Source organism: Pseudarthrobacter sp. CCNWLW217, assembly GCF_037203985.1.
Classification (GTDB): Bacteria; Actinomycetota; Actinomycetes; order Actinomycetales; family Micrococcaceae; genus Arthrobacter.
In genome coordinates this window covers 50669-65745 of the sequence record NZ_JBBCBT010000022.1, presented here as the reverse complement: position 1 = coordinate 65745, position 15077 = coordinate 50669, and the positions used below count along the sequence as shown (strand labels likewise).

Here is a 15077-nt window from a genome sequence, read left to right as displayed (position 1 = left end):
CAAGTGGGAAAGCGTCCATCCAAATTTCTGGCTGTAGTCGGCCGCACCTTCGTCAACACGCTGAACTTGACAGGGAAACTGTAGGCTGGGAACCATGCGTATTGCCAGGTTTGTAGTCGATTCTGATCCCCTTTACGGCATTGTGGAGGGCCAGCCAGGCAGTGAGGAAATCACTGTCATCCACGGTGACCCGTTCTTTAACGGCGTGGAGCGTACGGCGGTCCACCACAAGCTCGAAGACGTCCGCCTGCTCGCGCCGATCATTCCCCGCAGCAAGGTGATTGGCGTTGGCCGCAACTTCGTGGAGCATGCTCATGAACTCGGCAACGAGGTGCCTGCCCATCCGCTGCTCTTCCTGAAGCCCAACACGTCCGTAGTGGGCCCGAACGACCCCGTGGTGCTGCCTGAATTTTCCGAGGAAGTCTCCTTCGAGGCGGAGCTGTGCGTGGTCATTGGCCGGATCTGCAAGGACGTGCCGGAGGAACGCGTCGACGACGTCATCTTCGGGTACACGTGCGGTAACGACCTCACCGCCCGGGATGTCCAGAAAACGGACCTGCAGTGGGCGCGTGCCAAGGGCTTTGACACATCGGCGCCGCTGGGGCCGTGGATCGAGACCGAACTGGACACCGAGGACCTTCAGATCCAGGGCCGGCTCAACGGCGAGCTGCGGCAGGACGGCAGTACCAGCCAAATGATCCGCAGCGTCCGGGAACTGGTGTCCATCGTCTCGCAGGCCTTCACCCTGCTGCCGGGGGATGTCATCATGACTGGAACTCCTGCCGGGGTGGGCCTGGTGCAGGCCGGCGACCGCTATGAAGTGGAGATCGAAGGGATCGGGCGGCTGTCCAACCCCATCGTGCGCCGCTGACGGTCCGCCCAACCCAAGGGTCCCGGGACGGAGCAGCAGGGCAGGCAGCAGGCGGTAAAGTTGGAGCCACTATGACTACTGCTTCTGCGTCGAACCCTGCCTCCGTCCCCACCGTTACCGCCGACACCCCCGTGCGTGTCCGGTTCTGCCCCTCACCCACCGGGACGCCGCACGTGGGCCTGATCCGCACGGCCCTGTTCAATTGGGCCCACGCCAAGCACACCAAGGGCACGTTTGTGTTCCGCATTGAGGACACGGACGCGGCACGCGACTCGGAAGAGAGCTACCAGCAGTTGCTGGAAGCCCTGAAATGGCTGGGGATCACTTGGGAAGAGGGCGTGGAGGTCGGCGGTCCGCACGAGCCGTACCGTCAGTCTCAGCGGCTGGACCTCTACAAGGACGTAGTCGCCAAGCTCCTTGAAGCGGGTTACGCCTACGAGTGCTACTCCTCGCCGGAGGAAGTCGAGGCACGCCACCGTGCCGCCGGACGCGACCCCAAGCTCGGTTACGACAACTTTGACCGCGAACTCAGTGAAGATCAGCTCGCGGCGTTCAGGGCCGAGGGCCGCCAGCCGGTCCTGCGCGTCCGGATGCCTGACGAGGACGTCGTTTTCACTGACCTGGTCCGCGGCGACATCACGTTCAAAGCCGGAAGTATTCCGGACTACGTCATCGTTCGTGCTGACGGATCCCCGCTGTACACGCTGGTGAACCCCGTAGACGACGCCCTGATGGGGATCACGCACGTTCTGCGCGGCGAGGACCTCCTGTCCTCCACCCCCCGCCAGGTGGTGCTGATCCGCTACCTGATGGACATCGGCGTCGCCAGCTACCTGCCGCTCTTCGGCCACCTCCCGTACGTGATGGGTGAGGGCAACAAGAAGCTGTCCAAGCGTGACCCGCAGTCCAACCTGTTCCTGCTGCGCGACCGTGGATTCATTCCCGAAGGCCTGCTGAACTACCTCTCGCTGCTCGGCTGGAGCCTTTCGGCCGATGAGGACATCTTCACCGTGGACCAGTTGATTGAATACTTTGACGTCAAGGACGTCCTGGCCAACCCGGCGCGGTTCGACATCAAAAAGGCCGAGGCCATCAACGGCACCCACATCCGCATGCTCGACCCGGAAGACTTCCGTGACCGGCTTGTGCCGTACCTGCGCACTGCAGGCTTCGTGGGGGAGCAGCCCACAGCGCGCCAGGAGGAAATCCTTACCGAAGCCGCGCCGCTGATCCAGGAACGCATCACGTTGCTGGGCGAGGCGCCGGAGATGCTGGGATTCCTGTTCAAATCGGACGATGCCATCGACGTAGCCGACGACGCCCGCAAGGGCATGCCGGAGAATCTCAGCGAGGTCCTCGAGGCAGCCATCGCGGCGCTGGAGCCCATTGCGGAGTGGAACCCTGAGAACATCCAGGCCGCCCTGAAGCAGGCCCTCGTGGAGGACTTGGGGATCAAGCCACGGCTGGCGTTCGGTCCGGTCCGGACAGCCATCTCCGGGCGTCGGATCTCGCCGCCCTTGTTTGAGTCCATGGTGATCCTCGGCAAGGACTCCTCCCTTGCCCGCCTCCGCACCTTCCGCGGCTGATGGCTTCTCCCGGCCAGCGAGCTGACGGTTTCCTTGAGACGCCGTTCGGCACCATCAGGGGGATTCTCTTCGACATAGATGACACCCTGGTGGACCTTGAATACGCCATGACCACCGCCCTGCGCGAGGTCAGCGAACACCTCCTTCCTGGCCTGGACCAGGCCGGCTGGGAGCGGTTCGGCAGGATCTTCACGCACGAAACCACCCACTACTACGACCGCTACCTGGCCGGGGAACTGACCTTCAACGACCAGCGGCTGCTTCGTGGCCGCGCGGCCCTGGGCCATTTCGGCGTGGACCTTGCCGACGGCGAGGAGGCCCATCAGTGGCTTTCCGCTTACGGGCGCGTCCAGCCGGGGTATGTGAGGGCCTTCGAGGATGTCGTCCCGCTTCTTGAAGCCCTTGATGCAGCCGGTGTTCCCTACGGCGCGGTGAGCAACAACGTCCATGACTACCAGCGGGCCAAGCTGGACGGCGCCGGCCTGGACAGGATAAAGCGCCTGGTCGGAACGGACACCGTGGGCGTGGCCAAGCCGGAGCCTGCGATCTACCTTGAAGGCGTCCGCCTCCTTGGCACGCTCCCCGCGGACACCCTCTATGTGGGTGATAACCGGATGCTGGATGCGGAAGGTTCGACGGCGGCGGGCCTGTTGGGCGTTTGGCTCAACAGGGTGGGGGAGCCGCGGCAGGGCTATGCCGGCCACGAGGTCACGTCCCTGGCGGGGTTGCTGGGCTGACGCTGGCGTTGCCGGCTGCCGCCGGACGCGTGTGATCCACGTAACGGCGGCTCGATTTGTGCGGTGGAAAAGTCTCGGGTAAAGTAATTACTCGTGCTGAGGCGCCGGGAGCGCTGGTTTAGACCAACGGATCCGGCCCGAAAGTTCCATTGGGATATGGTGTAATTGGCAACACTACGGTTTCTGGTACCGTCATTCTAGGTTCGAGTCCTGGTATCCCAGCTCTGATAAATCCACGGATTTCCGCGGAAAATCAGGGGTTTCAAAGCGGTTCCGCCGATTTGAAACACGGGCTGAGTGTATGAAATACTCACTTAGCCTGAACGGCAGAGATGCTGTTTTGGAAGTACGCGGCCCCATCGTATAGCGGCCTAGTACGCTGCCCTCTCACGGCGGTAACGCGGGTTCGAATCCCGCTGGGGTCACCTCTGAACGGTCCCGGGCACTAGCCCGGGGCCGTTTCTCGTTTCCCCAGGGTTGCCGAACTATGGCTTCGCCGCGCTTCGCTGCACTACTGTGAACCCCATCACTTATTGGGGGAGCGGGCATGCTTGGACACCGGTTTGACGAGGGCAAAAACTCATTAAATGCGCTGAGGCTGATACTCGCTGCCCTAGTGATCGTGTCCCATTCCTGGTGGCTCGGCGGCTACGGCGCTGAACCGCAACCGGGTGGCATGAAACTGGGCACGTGGGCCGTCATCGGATTTTTCGGAATTTCGGGATACCTGATCACCCGGAGCCGAGTACATTCGAGGTCGGCGGTGAGTTACTGCCGCGCAAGGTTTCTTCGGATATTTCCCGGGTTGGCCGTCTGCGTTGCGGCGGTGGCCTTCGTCATGGCGCCTCTCGCCGCAGGTTTGACGGGCCGCCGCTATTCCTTGGGTGACGCCCTGCTCTTCTTTGCGTCAAATCTCTCTGCCGGCACGCCCGGTGTGGCTGTGGGCGGGATCCCGGGGTCGTTGGACGGGCTGCCGGATCCCTGGCTATGGAACGGCCCTCTGTGGACGCTGTTTTGGGAGATCGTCTGCTACGTGTTCATCGGACTCGCGTTTGGAATCTTCCGCCTGGAACTGGCGCGAGTGGCAGTACTTTCCCTGTTTGTCCTCGGTTCCGCAGCTGTTTTCGCCGTCGACGCCGGATGGCTCGCCTCACCGACTCCATATGACTGGCCGTTGATCCCGGTTGTCACCTTTCTGGCGGGTTCCCTGGTGTACCTCTTTCGGGAGCGAATTCCCGCCACGCCCATCACGCTTGGGGTTTGCGCCGTCACGATGCTGGTCATTGCCGGGACAGGGTTTGTCTCGTCGCTCATCCACCTCCCACTGTGCGTCCTTGTGCTGGCTGGTTCCCTCTACGTGCCTTTGGCGGCCGTGGGATCCCGCTATGACATTTCCTATGGTGTCTACATTTACGGTTGGCCCGTCCAGCAGTTCCTGGCTGCCCAGGGCGTCCATACTGCCGTTCCGCCATTGGTGTTCGCTGGCGCCTCCCTGCTGGCCGTTGCCCCGCTGGCGTGGCTTTCCTGCCGCTACGTGGAAGGGCCGGCGCAGCGTTGGCGCCGCTCGCGGGACAGGCAGCGAAGGATTGCAGAACTGGCATGATGATGCTGTGACCACCGACAACCAGCCCGACCGGCCAGATCGTCCTCCGGCAACGCCAGCGGCCGCTGGCGTGGATCTCCTTGAGGCCGTACGGCTGGAACTGTCCAAGGTCACCTTTCCCCTCCTGACACCGGGTGCTGAACAGGCCAGGTTGGAGCTCAGGAATGCCATCGCACAGCTTGATGACTACATCCTTCCCCGGTACCGGAGCCTTGAGGCGCCCCTCCTTGCCGTCGTTGGAGGTTCCACCGGCGCCGGAAAGTCAACACTCGTCAACGCCCTGGTCGGGCATCCAGTCACGCGTTCAGGGGCTATCAGGCCCACCACAAGGCAGCCCATCCTGCTGCACCATCCGGCCGATGCCGGCTGGTTCGAAGGGAAGCGGGTCCTGCCCAGCCTCAACCGGATCCGTGGCACCGTATCTTCGCAGCCAGTACCGGCCAGCAGGGCCGGTGCGGTCCCGGACCCGTTGGCAGTCACGTCGCTCGTTCTGCTCGCGAATGGCGCCGTTCCGCAGGGCATTGCCCTGCTTGATGCGCCGGATGTCGATTCCATTTCCGAGGACAACCGCAGGCTGGCCGGACAACTGCTCGCTGCCGCGGACCTGTGGGTGTTCGTCACCACGGCGAACCGCTACGCCGACGCCGTTCCGTGGAAACTGCTGCTTAACGCGGCCTCCCGCGACATCCTGGTGGCCGTGGTGTTGGACCGTGTTCCGGCCGAGGCAGAGGCAGAAGTTTCTGCGGACCTGCGGAGCCTGCTGGGCAGGGAAGGCCTGGGTTCGGCGGGACTGTTCATCATTGCCGAGACTGACCTTGACGCGCTCGGCATGCTCCCCCCTGCCGCAGTGGAGCCTCTCCGTACCTGGCTGCACAGCCTGGCCGCTGACGCCGCAGGCAGGGGACAGATTGCCCGGCGGACCCTCAATGGAACCGTGAAGGCATTGGCGGGCCGGATTGGCAGCGTGGTGCGGGCGCAGGACGAGCAGGAGCAGGCTGCCGCGGGGCTCAGGGCTGAAACCCTCACGGCCTATCGTGATGCGGAAACGCGGATCCTTGATGCGACAAAGGATGGCGCCCTGTTGCGGGGAGAGGTCCTTGCCCGCTGGCAGGACTTCGTGGGAACGGGGGAGTTCTTCCGCAGCCTTGAACAGGGCATCGGGCGCCTGCGCGACCGGGCGGGCGCGTTCTTCCGCGGCGAACCAGCCCCGGCCGTCAAGGTCGAGGCCGCCATCGAATCCGGGCTGCAGGCAGTCATCCTCGATGAGGCCGCCAACGCTGCCGAGCAGGCAGACAAGCGGTGGCGCGCAGACCCGGCAGGCCGCCAGTTGCTCGGAACCGAGGACCTCTCAGGGGCAGCTGTGGATTTCCCCGGAACCGTGGCGGCGGAGATCCGGGCCTGGCAGGCGGACCTGATGGAACTGATCCGGACTGAAGGGCAGGAAAAACGTACCCAGGCCAGATGGTTGTCCTTCGGGATCAACGGCCTCGGGGCAGCGCTGATGGTCGTGGTGTTTTCCATGACCGCCGGGCTCACTGGCCTGGAGGTGGGCGTGGCCGGCGGCACCGCCATCGTGGGCCAAAAGCTGCTGGAAGCGGTCTTCGGTGAAGACGCGGTCCGCCGGCTTGCCCGGAAAGCACGGGAGGATCTCCACCAGCGCACCCGGAAGCTGCTGGCGGAGGAGCAGCGAAAGTTCCTTGACCGGCTCCCCGAGGTGCCCGCTGACCGGGCTCTGCTGGCCCGCCATGTTGAAGCCCTGACGCGGCTTGCGGACACCGCATGAGCCGCCACACCGCTGCCCGTGTCTCGTCGCAGCTGGACGCCCGCCTTGAAGCCCTCAATAGTGCCCGTGAACTCGCCGAGGGCGTGCTGCCCGACGAAGTCTTGCAAGACGTGTTGAGGCTGCTGGAGCGCGCCACGTCCCGGCGGTCCCTCTCCGCCGACCACACGGTTGTTGGCTTTTTCGGCGCCACCGGAAGCGGCAAGTCATCGCTCTTCAACGCCGTCAGCGGCGCCGAAATCGCGACGGCGGCCGTTCGGCGGCCAACCACCACCGAACCTTTGGCAGGAGTCTGGGGAGCGGAAGGCAGCGAACCGCTGCTGGACTGGCTGGATGTTCGCAGCCGGCACCATGCCGCGCCCGTGCCCGGGTTCGCGGATGAGGAAACCGGGCTGATTCTCCTCGACTTGCCGGACTTCGATTCCACGAGGGCAGCCAACCGTGAGATCGTGCAGCGGATGGTGGGCATGGTGGATGTCCTGGTTTGGGTGCTCGATCCGCAAAAATATGCCGATGCCGCGGTTCATAACGGCTTCCTTGCACCGCTGGCAGCGCACGGTTCCATCACCCTCGTGGTGCTCAACCAAACCGACCGGCTGCCGGAGAGGGACGTCCAGCCCGTGCTGGAATCATTGAAGGGAATCCTCGCCGTGGACGGCCTGGGGCAGGTCGAGGTGATCGGTGCTTCTGCCGTTACCGGCGCAGGGGTGGATCGTGTCAGGGCCGCTATTCGGCACGTGGTGGTGCGGCGGCAGGCGTCTTCACAGCGACTCACAGCTGACGTGTCGCGCGCCGTCGCCCGGCTGCGGGACGCCTCCGGAGCCGGCGAGGCCGCCGGTGTCCGGCCCGGGTCTAAAACGCGACTTGCGGATGCGTTGGCCTCGGCTGCCAACGTGCCCCTGGTGGTGGGAGCCGTGGACCGCTCCTACCGCCTGGAAGCGGCCCGCCGCACGGGATGGCCGGTGACCCGCTGGCTGCTGAAATTCCGGCCTGATCCCCTGCGGCGGCTTAACCTGCGTAGCAGTGCCCCATCCGAACTCAGCCGCACGTCGCTGCCACCCGCCGGGGCGCCCGAACGCGCGCGGACGGATGCCGCCGTCCGCCAGTTCGGCGACGACGCCAGCGCGGGCGCGCCCGGCCCGTGGCGCGCTGCGATCCGGGATGCTGCCCGTGAAGGCAGGGAGCGGCTCCCGGACGCCCTCGACCAGGCCATTGCGGGCACGGACCTGCTGGCCGCGCGGAAGTCCTGGTGGTGGCCGGTCTTCAACCTGTTCCAGTGGCTTGCCCTGCTGACCGTTCTCGGCGGCCTCGGATGGCTGGGAGTGCTGGCTGGGCTGGGCTACCTCCAGTTGCCTGTCCCCGACGTGCCGCGGGTTGAAGGCTGGCCGATCCCAACCCTGATGATTGCCGGGGGAGCCGCCCTGGGAATTTTCCTGGCGCTTACGGGGAAGTTCATCGGGGCCGTAGCCGCCCGGGCCCGGGCCACCACGGCCAGGAAGCGCCTCCGTGCCGCCGTCGGAGAGGTTGCCCAGGCCTTGGTGGTGGAACCTGTTGACCTTGAGGTCAGCCGACACAGGTCATTCAATACCGCTCTGGACAAAGCGGGGGCGGCGTAGCGCCACTGCCCGCCTGGGTCCGCCGCATCCGCAGGTGCCTGCCTATGAAAGAGCTGCGGCTGCCTCCCGCACCTTGATCAGGGTCCGCAGGTTCCGGGTGGTGGTAGTTGCCTTGTATTTTGCCTTCGATGAGACCTTGCTGAAGGGGCTGTCCAACGTGCCGCCCGCAGGTGCCAGCCAGGCCAGGGCTTCCGGTCCGAGCCTTTTCTGTTCTGTACCTTCCAGGGCCGCCCCGGCCGCATCCAGTTCATCCAGCATGGCGGTGTCTGAAGCCAGCGTGACATAGGTGTGGGTGGATTTGTCGTCATCCGGGTACGGGCACGCGTCCACCAGTTCGGACACTCTCTGTGCGGTGAGGACAACCACCCAGGCGTCATAGCCGAATGATGTCCGCAGGCAAGCCTCGAAGTCCTTCTTAACGGCGGCGGGTCCCAGTTCGCTGGCCAGGACCACGTTGCCGCTGGCAAGAAGGGTCTTGACGCCGTCAAAGCCCGTGGCTTCCAGGGCTGCCTTGAGATCCGCCATCTTGATATTGATCCCGCCCACGTTGATGCCGCGGAGGAACACTGCGTAGCTGTTCATGCTGAAAGCCTAGCCGCGGCGGCGCGTCACCTGCGGGTAGGCCCTAGTCGTTGTTCTTGCGCAGGGCTTCGGTGAGGATGCGGCCTGCGTTGCATACCACTTCGGCGTGCAACCGGCCCGGCTGGCGGGTGAGGCGTTCGATGGGGCCCGAGATCGACACTGCGGCAATGACACGGCCGGACGGTCCGCGCACCGGTGCGGAAACTGAGGCAACCCCCGGCTCACGTTCGCCGAGGCTCTGTCCCCAGCCCCGCCGTCGTACTCCCGCCAGCACCGTGGGCGTAAAGCGCGCGGATTGGAGGCCTTCGAGGAGCCGGTCATGGTCTTCCCACGCGAGCAGGACCTGGGCGGCCGAGCCGGCCTTCATGGAGAGCTGCGTGCCCACCGGAATGGTGTCCCGCAGGCCGATCGGACGCTCCGCGGACGCAACGCACACACGCCAGTCGCCCTGGCGCCGGAAGATCTGGGCACTTTCGCCTGTGGCGTCGCGCAGTTGCATCAGTACAGGTCCGGCGGAAGCGATCAGGCGGTCTTCTCCCGCGGCGGAAGCCAGCTCAACGAGCCTGCTCCCGAGCACGAACCGGCCTTGGATGTCACGGCTGACCAGCCGGTGATGGACCAGGGCAAGGGCAAGCCGGTGGACGGTGGGCCGGGCGAGGCCGGTGGCTGCTACGAGCTGGGCCAGGGTGGTAGGCCCGGCCTCAAGTGCGTCCAGCACATGGGCCGCTTTATCAATGACACCGACTCCACTAGAATTGTCCATGTAATGATATTGCCGTCTCAATATCTGAGATGCAAATGTTTCGGCTGGCGATTTGCACAGCCGCCCTGATTCAGTGGACCTTAACAGCCAACAGCAGTGAAGGGAGATGGCCGTGGCAAAGACACTGGCCGAGAAAGTCTGGGACGCGCACGTGGTGCGCAAAGGCGACGGCGAAGGAGCCAACGCCCAGCCCGACCTTCTCTTCATCGACCTCCACCTCGTTCACGAGGTGACCTCCCCGCAGGCTTTTGAAGGCCTGCGCCTGGCCGGCCGCAAGCTGCGCCGCCCGGACCTCACGATTGCCACGGAGGACCACAACACGCCCACACTGGACATCGACAAGCCCATTGCCGACCTGACCAGCCGCACCCAGATTCAGACGCTGCGCAACAACTGCGCAGAGTTCGGCGTCCGGCTGCACTCCCTTGGCGATGCCGAACAGGGCATCGTCCACGTGGTGGGTCCCCAGCTTGGCCTGACGCAGCCCGGCATGACAGTGGTCTGCGGCGACTCGCACACCTCCACGCACGGCGCGTTCGGCGCGCTCGCGATGGGCATCGGCACCTCCGAGGTGGAGCACGTCATGGCCACGCAGACGCTGTCCCTGAAGCCGTTCAAGACCATGGCCATCAACGTCGAGGGCACCCTCCGCCCGGGCGTCACGGCAAAGGACATCATCCTCGCCGTCATCGCCAAGATCGGCACCGGCGGTGGCCAGGGCTACGTCCTGGAATACCGTGGCTCCGCCATCCGGGCGCTGTCCATGGATGCCCGCATGACCATCTGCAACATGTCCATCGAAGCCGGGGCCCGCGCCGGCCTCGTCGCGCCGGATCAGACTACCTACGACTACATGTACGGTCGCCCGCACGCCCCGCAGGGTGCCGAGTGGGACGCCGCCGTCGAATACTGGAACACGCTGCGTACCGACGACGACGCCACGTTTGACGTCGAGGTGGACCTCGACGCCGACACGCTTGAGCCTTTCGTCACCTGGGGTACCAACCCTGGCCAGGGCGTGTCGCTTTCCGGGTCGGTGCCGTCCCCGGATGACTTCGGCGACGAGAACGCCAAAGCCGCCGCTGAGCGTGCCCTGCAGTACATGGGCCTGGCCGCAGGTACGCCCATGAAGGACATCCGCGTGGACACTGTCTTCCTCGGCTCCTGCACGAATTCGCGGATGGAGGATCTGCGCGCTGCGGCAGACATCATCCGCGGCCGCCAGAAAGACCCCAACATCCGCATGCTGGTGGTACCAGGCTCGGCACGCGTCAGGCTGGAAGCCGAAGCTGAGGGCCTGGACAAGGTTTTCAAGGACTTCGGCGCCGAGTGGCGCTTCGCCGGCTGCTCGATGTGCCTGGGCATGAACCCGGACCAGCTGGAGGTGGGGGAGCGTTGCGCCTCAACGTCCAACCGCAACTTCGAAGGCCGGCAGGGCAAGGGCGGACGCACGCACCTCGTCTCCCCGGTGGTGGCAGCAGCCACGGCCATCCGCGGCACGCTGAGTTCGCCGTCGGACCTTGATCCGGCCCCCGAGTCCGCCGCCATCCGCACCGACGCAGCCTAGGAGACCGATATGGAAAAGTTCACCACCCACACGGGCATCGGCGTCCCGCTGCGCCAAAGCAACGTTGACACGGACCAGATCATCCCTGCCGTCTACCTCAAGCGGATCACCCGCACCGGCTTCGAGGATGCGCTCTTCTCCGCCTGGCGCAAGGACCCTGCCTTCATCCTGAACCAGGCACCGTTCAACGCCGGTTCCGTACTGGTGGCCGGACCTGATTTCGGCACCGGCTCCTCCCGTGAACACGCCGTCTGGGCGCTGAAGGACTACGGCTTTAAGACCGTCCTGTCGTCACGGTTTGCGGACATCTTCCGGGGCAACTCCGGAAAGCAGGGGCTGTTGGCCGCTGAAGTGGCCCAGGACGACATCGAGCTGATTTGGAAAGAGCTCGAGAACGCACCGGGAACCGAAGTGACGGTTGACCTGGTTTCCAAGACTGTGATCTGCGGCAACATTGTGGCGCCGTTCGAGATCGACGACTACACACGGTGGCGTCTGCTCGAAGGCCTCGATGACATCGGCCTGACGCTGCAGCACGAAGAGGACATCACCGCCTACGAGGCCACCCGCCCCGCATTCATGCCGAAGACGCTCCCGGCCCGTCTGTCCTGAACAGCCGGACCGGCCAGCCGATAAGCCAGGCCAAGGAGGACGCCACACCCTGCCGGAGGCGCCCGCGCATTTCGGTTCGGTAACGCGACCTCCTATGCTTAGCTGGAGCCTTTGCAAGGACTTGGGGGCGAGTAATCGTAAGGAAACCGGTATATGAGTAGTGTTCTGACAATCCGCGGCGGAGTCCCGCTTACAGGCCGCGTCAGCGTCCGTGGGGCCAAGAATCTTGTTCCCAAGGCCATGGTGGCGGCGTTGCTGGGCAACGAACCCTCGGTGTTGCGGAACGTTCCGGAGATCAAGGACGTGGAGGTAGTCACCTCCCTCCTGCAGCTGCATGGCGTGACCGTGGTCAAGGACCCCGTCAACGGGGACCTGACGCTCGATCCCAAGGCGGCCAAAACCGCTCCCAGCACGGCCATTGATGCCCACGCCGGCGATTCTCGGATTCCCATCCTGCTGTGCGGACCGCTGATCCATGCGATCGGTGAGGCCTTCATTCCTGACCTGGGCGGTTGCAAAATCGGCGACAGGCCCATCGACTACCACCTCAATGTCCTGCGCCAGTTTGGCGCGGTCGTGGAAAAGCGCCCGGGCGGCATCCACATTTCGGCGCCCAAGGGCCTGCACGGTGCCAAGATCTCGCTGCCGTACCCGTCCGTTGGAGCCACCGAGCAGGTGCTGCTCAGCGCTACCCGCGCCGAGGGCATCACCGAGCTCTCAGGTGCGGCGACGGAACCCGAAATCATCGACCTCATCGCGGTGCTGCAGAAGATGGGCGCCATCATCAGCGTCCAGACTGACCGCACCATCCGCATCGAAGGCGTCCGAGACCTCGGCGGCTACAACCACCGTGCCCTCTCGGACCGCAACGAATCGGCGTCGTGGGCATCAGCCGCGCTCGTGACGCGGGGCGACATCTTTGTCGAAGGTGCTTCGCAGCGGGACATGATGACCTTCCTCAACACCTACCGGAAGGTGGGCGGCGGGATGGACATCGGCGAGGACGGCATCCGCTTCTACCACCGGGGAGGCAAGCTCAACCCGCTGGTCCTGGAAACGGACGTACATCCCGGCTTCATGACCGACTGGCAGCAGCCGCTGGTAGTGGCGCTCACCCAGGCCGAGGGCGTGTCGATTGTCCATGAGACGGTCTACGAGAACCGCTTCGGCTTCACGGACGCCCTCATCAGGATGGGTGCCAGCATCCAGGTGCACCGCGAATGCCTGGGCAGCGTGCCGTGCCGGTTCGGCCAGCGCAACTTCCTGCACTCAGCCGTTATCTCCGGACCCACCCAGCTCAAGGGAACCGACATTGACGTCCCTGACCTGCGCGGCGGCTTCAGCCACCTCATCGCAGCCTTGGCCGCTACCGGCACCTCCCGCGTGACCGGAATCGACATCATCAACCGCGGCTATGAGCGGTTCACGGAAAAGCTGGCAGGCCTCGGCGCAGATTTCGACATCACCACAGCAAAGTAGCGGGGGGCACGTGAAGGAAACGGCCAAGAGCCAGGCCACCTTTGTGGTCGTTGCCGGCATCGTCAGGCCGGTGATGAACCTGCTGATGAACAAGAAGTGGGAGGGCATTGAGAAGCTGCCCGCCGGCGGCTTCATCGCAGCACCCAACCACTGCACCGAAATCGATCCCCTCATCGTGGGCCACCTCCTCTATAACAACAAGAGGGCGCCCCACTTCCTCGCCAAGGCCGGACTGTTCAAGGTGCCGGTGCTGGGCTGGGTCCTGCGGGCCACGAAGCAGGTCCCGGTGGAACGCTCGACGGCGGGAGCCAACCGCTCCTTGCAGGTCGCCCAGGAGATCGTCGCCGAGGGCGGCGCGATCATCATCTACCCTGAGGGAACCTTGACCAGGGACCCGGACCTGTGGCCGATGAAAGGGCACACCGGCGCGGCCAGGCTGGCGCTCGAGGGTGGCATTCCAGTGGTGCCGATCGCCCACTGGGGCGCCCACGAGGTCTTCCCCCGCTATGCCAAGCGGTTCCACATGTTTCCCCGCAGAACCTCCACGGTTGTTGTGGGTGATCCGGTGGACCTCAGCCCCTACACTGGCCGTCCGCTGGACAAGGCCACACTGACGGCGGCCACCGAGGCGATCATGGACGCCGTGACGGCTTTGCTGGCTGGCATCCGCAACGAAGAGCCGCCCGTCGAGCGGTGGGATCCCGCCAAGCACAAGCAAGCGAAACACGGGCGGTTTGTGGAGCGGGGACCACGGGCCGCAGGTGCTGGCCCTGCCGCTGGAACCGCAGATGCGGCTGGAACGTCGGCTGGCGACGAGGCGGACGCCCTGTGACCGGTGACGGGCGCCGCCCCGGCTCAGCCCGCTCGGTTGCGGTCCTCGGTGCCGGTTCCTGGGGAACCACCTTTGCCAAGATCCTGGCCGACGCCGCCACGGCCGCGGGCGACGAACGGCAGATACGGGTCTGGGGCAGGCGCGGGGAAGTCGTGGAGCAAATCAACGGCATACACCGAAACATCCAGTACCTGAAAGACATCGCCCTGCCGGAGACCATCACCGCCTCCACGGATGTGGGCGAGGTCCTGGCAGGAGCGGACCTGGTGGTCCTGGCGGTACCTGCGCAGTCCCTGCGGCTGCAACTGCGCGAATGGAAGCCACTGATCGACCATCAGGCCATGGTGGTTTCCCTGATGAAGGGGCTCGAGCTCGACACCGACGCCCGGATGAGCGAAGTCATCAGCCAGGAACTCGGCATCCCGGCGGACCGCATCGCTGTGGTGTCGGGTCCGAACCTGGCCATGGAAATCGCCCGTGAGGAGCCAACGGCGTCAGTTGTCGCGTGCAGTGATTCCGCTGCTGCCGGGTGGATCGCTCGCAGCTGCACGGCGCCCTACTTCCGCCCGTACACCACGGCCGACGTCGTGGGCGTGGAAATCGGTGGCATCGTCAAGAACGTCATCGCGCTGGCTGTCGGTATCTGCGAGGGTAAGCAGATGGGGGACAACACCAAGGCGTCCGTGATCACCCGGGGTCTGGCTGAAACCTCACGGCTGGCCCTCGCCCTCGGCGGCGAGGCCCAGACCATGGCCGGCCTCGCAGGGCTGGGCGACCTGGTGGCCACGTGCTCCTCGCCGTTGTCCCGGAACCACACAGCGGGCCGCCTGCTGGGGGAGGGCCTGACGCTGGACGAGGTTGCCCAGAAAATGACCCAGACTGCCGAAGGGATCAAGTCCGGCCAGGCCGTGCACGAACTGGCCGGAAAGCTCGGCGTCGACATGCCCATTACCGCTGCCGTTGTAGCTGTCCTGGCCGGCAAACTGTCCGTTGACCAACTGGGGCCGCTTCTGCTGGCCCGGGAACTGAAACCTGAAGGCGATTACTGA

The 15077-nt window shown here is 65.0% G+C and carries 13 protein-coding genes and 2 tRNA genes; 13 read left to right on the top strand and 2 right to left on the bottom strand.

The genetic code is table 11. The features are described from left to right. Positions 1–94: 94 nt before the first annotated feature. The 8 genes from V9L18_RS20200 (at position 95) to V9L18_RS20165 (ending at position 8193) form a co-directional block, all read left to right on the top strand. Complete coding sequence (locus V9L18_RS20200) at positions 95–871, top strand: fumarylacetoacetate hydrolase family protein (protein WP_337348933.1); 777 nt, start codon at positions 95–97, stop codon at positions 869–871. 71 nt (positions 872–942) lie between these two features. Further along, on the top strand, positions 943–2457 hold the full coding sequence (gltX, locus tag V9L18_RS20195) for a glutamate--tRNA ligase (protein ID WP_337348932.1): 1515 nt from the start codon (positions 943–945) through the stop codon (positions 2455–2457). Beyond that, a complete protein-coding gene (locus V9L18_RS20190) occupies positions 2457–3194 on the top strand; it encodes an HAD family hydrolase (protein WP_337348931.1) in 738 nt (245 codons plus the stop codon). Before gltX ends, V9L18_RS20190 begins: the two co-directional genes overlap by 1 nt. Before the next feature lie 150 nt (positions 3195–3344). Then, positions 3345–3416: transfer RNA gene (locus V9L18_RS20185), tRNA-Gln, on the top strand. Positions 3417–3546: 130 nt separating this feature from the next. Continuing rightward, positions 3547–3619: transfer RNA gene (locus V9L18_RS20180), tRNA-Glu, on the top strand. 122 nt (positions 3620–3741) lie between these two features. Continuing rightward, the gene (locus tag V9L18_RS20175) at positions 3742–4797 is read left to right on the top strand and encodes an acyltransferase family protein (protein WP_337348930.1); all 1056 of its coding nucleotides are present in this window, start codon (positions 3742–3744) and stop codon (positions 4795–4797) included. Between the two features lie 7 nt (positions 4798–4804). Then, a complete protein-coding gene (locus V9L18_RS20170; protein ID WP_337348929.1) occupies positions 4805–6580 on the top strand; it encodes a dynamin family protein in 1776 nt (591 codons plus the stop codon). Further along, positions 6577–8193 (top strand): GTPase, encoded by a 1617-nt coding sequence (locus V9L18_RS20165; protein WP_337348928.1) that lies wholly within the window; start codon positions 6577–6579, stop codon positions 8191–8193. The genes V9L18_RS20170 and V9L18_RS20165 overlap by 4 nt, the downstream gene beginning before the upstream one ends. A 42-nt stretch (positions 8194–8235) precedes the next feature. Here V9L18_RS20165 and V9L18_RS20160 read toward each other — a convergent pair whose 3' ends face one another. Together V9L18_RS20160 and V9L18_RS20155 are read right to left on the bottom strand one after the other, a co-directional pair. Beyond that, positions 8236–8775 (bottom strand): DUF1697 domain-containing protein, encoded by a 540-nt coding sequence (locus V9L18_RS20160; RefSeq protein WP_337348927.1) that lies wholly within the window; start codon positions 8773–8775, stop codon positions 8236–8238. Between the two features lie 43 nt (positions 8776–8818). Beyond that, positions 8819–9538 (bottom strand): IclR family transcriptional regulator, encoded by a 720-nt coding sequence (locus V9L18_RS20155; protein ID WP_066292257.1) that lies wholly within the window; start codon positions 9536–9538, stop codon positions 8819–8821. 112 nt (positions 9539–9650) lie between these two features. On the opposite strand from V9L18_RS20155, the gene leuC reads away from it, so the two are divergent. The 5 genes from leuC (at position 9651) to V9L18_RS20130 (ending at position 15077) form a co-directional block, all read left to right on the top strand. After that, complete coding sequence (gene leuC, locus V9L18_RS20150) at positions 9651–11105, top strand: 3-isopropylmalate dehydratase large subunit (protein WP_337348926.1); 1455 nt, start codon at positions 9651–9653, stop codon at positions 11103–11105. A 9-nt stretch (positions 11106–11114) separates the two neighbouring features. Beyond that, positions 11115–11717 carry a 3-isopropylmalate dehydratase small subunit gene (gene leuD / locus V9L18_RS20145; RefSeq protein WP_337348925.1) on the top strand — a complete coding sequence of 201 codons (603 nt, stop codon included), beginning with the start codon at positions 11115–11117 and terminating at the stop codon, positions 11715–11717. 153 nt (positions 11718–11870) lie between these two features. Further along, positions 11871–13196, top strand: coding sequence for a UDP-N-acetylglucosamine 1-carboxyvinyltransferase (murA, locus tag V9L18_RS20140; protein ID WP_337348924.1), 1326 nt, complete (start codon positions 11871–11873; stop codon positions 13194–13196). Between the two features lie 10 nt (positions 13197–13206). Beyond that, positions 13207–14028 carry a lysophospholipid acyltransferase family protein gene (locus tag V9L18_RS20135; RefSeq protein ID WP_337348923.1) on the top strand — a complete coding sequence of 274 codons (822 nt, stop codon included), beginning with the start codon at positions 13207–13209 and terminating at the stop codon, positions 14026–14028. Beyond that, positions 14025–15077 carry an NAD(P)H-dependent glycerol-3-phosphate dehydrogenase gene (locus tag V9L18_RS20130; protein WP_337348922.1) on the top strand — a complete coding sequence of 351 codons (1053 nt, stop codon included), beginning with the start codon at positions 14025–14027 and terminating at the stop codon, positions 15075–15077. Before V9L18_RS20135 ends, V9L18_RS20130 begins: the two co-directional genes overlap by 4 nt.

Bases quoted from the DNA above. Each gene is read 5' to 3' on its own strand.
- V9L18_RS20200 (WP_337348933.1), top strand. From the start codon at position 95: ATGCGTATTGCCAGGTTTGTAGTCGATTCTGATCCCCTTTACGGCATT.
- leuD (WP_337348925.1), top strand. From the start codon at position 11,115: ATGGAAAAGTTCACCACCCACACGGGCATCGGCGTCCCGCTGCGCCAA.
- V9L18_RS20190 (WP_337348931.1), top strand. From the start codon at position 2,457: ATGGCTTCTCCCGGCCAGCGAGCTGACGGTTTCCTTGAGACGCCGTTC.
- V9L18_RS20165 (WP_337348928.1), top strand. From the start codon at position 6,577: ATGAGCCGCCACACCGCTGCCCGTGTCTCGTCGCAGCTGGACGCCCGC.
- V9L18_RS20155 (WP_066292257.1), bottom strand. From the start codon at position 9,538: ATGGACAATTCTAGTGGAGTCGGTGTCATTGATAAAGCGGCCCATGTG.
- murA (WP_337348924.1), top strand. From the start codon at position 11,871: ATGAGTAGTGTTCTGACAATCCGCGGCGGAGTCCCGCTTACAGGCCGC.
- V9L18_RS20160 (WP_337348927.1), bottom strand. From the start codon at position 8,775: ATGAACAGCTACGCAGTGTTCCTCCGCGGCATCAACGTGGGCGGGATC.
- gltX (WP_337348932.1), top strand. From the start codon at position 943: ATGACTACTGCTTCTGCGTCGAACCCTGCCTCCGTCCCCACCGTTACC.
- V9L18_RS20175 (WP_337348930.1), top strand. From the start codon at position 3,742: ATGCTTGGACACCGGTTTGACGAGGGCAAAAACTCATTAAATGCGCTG.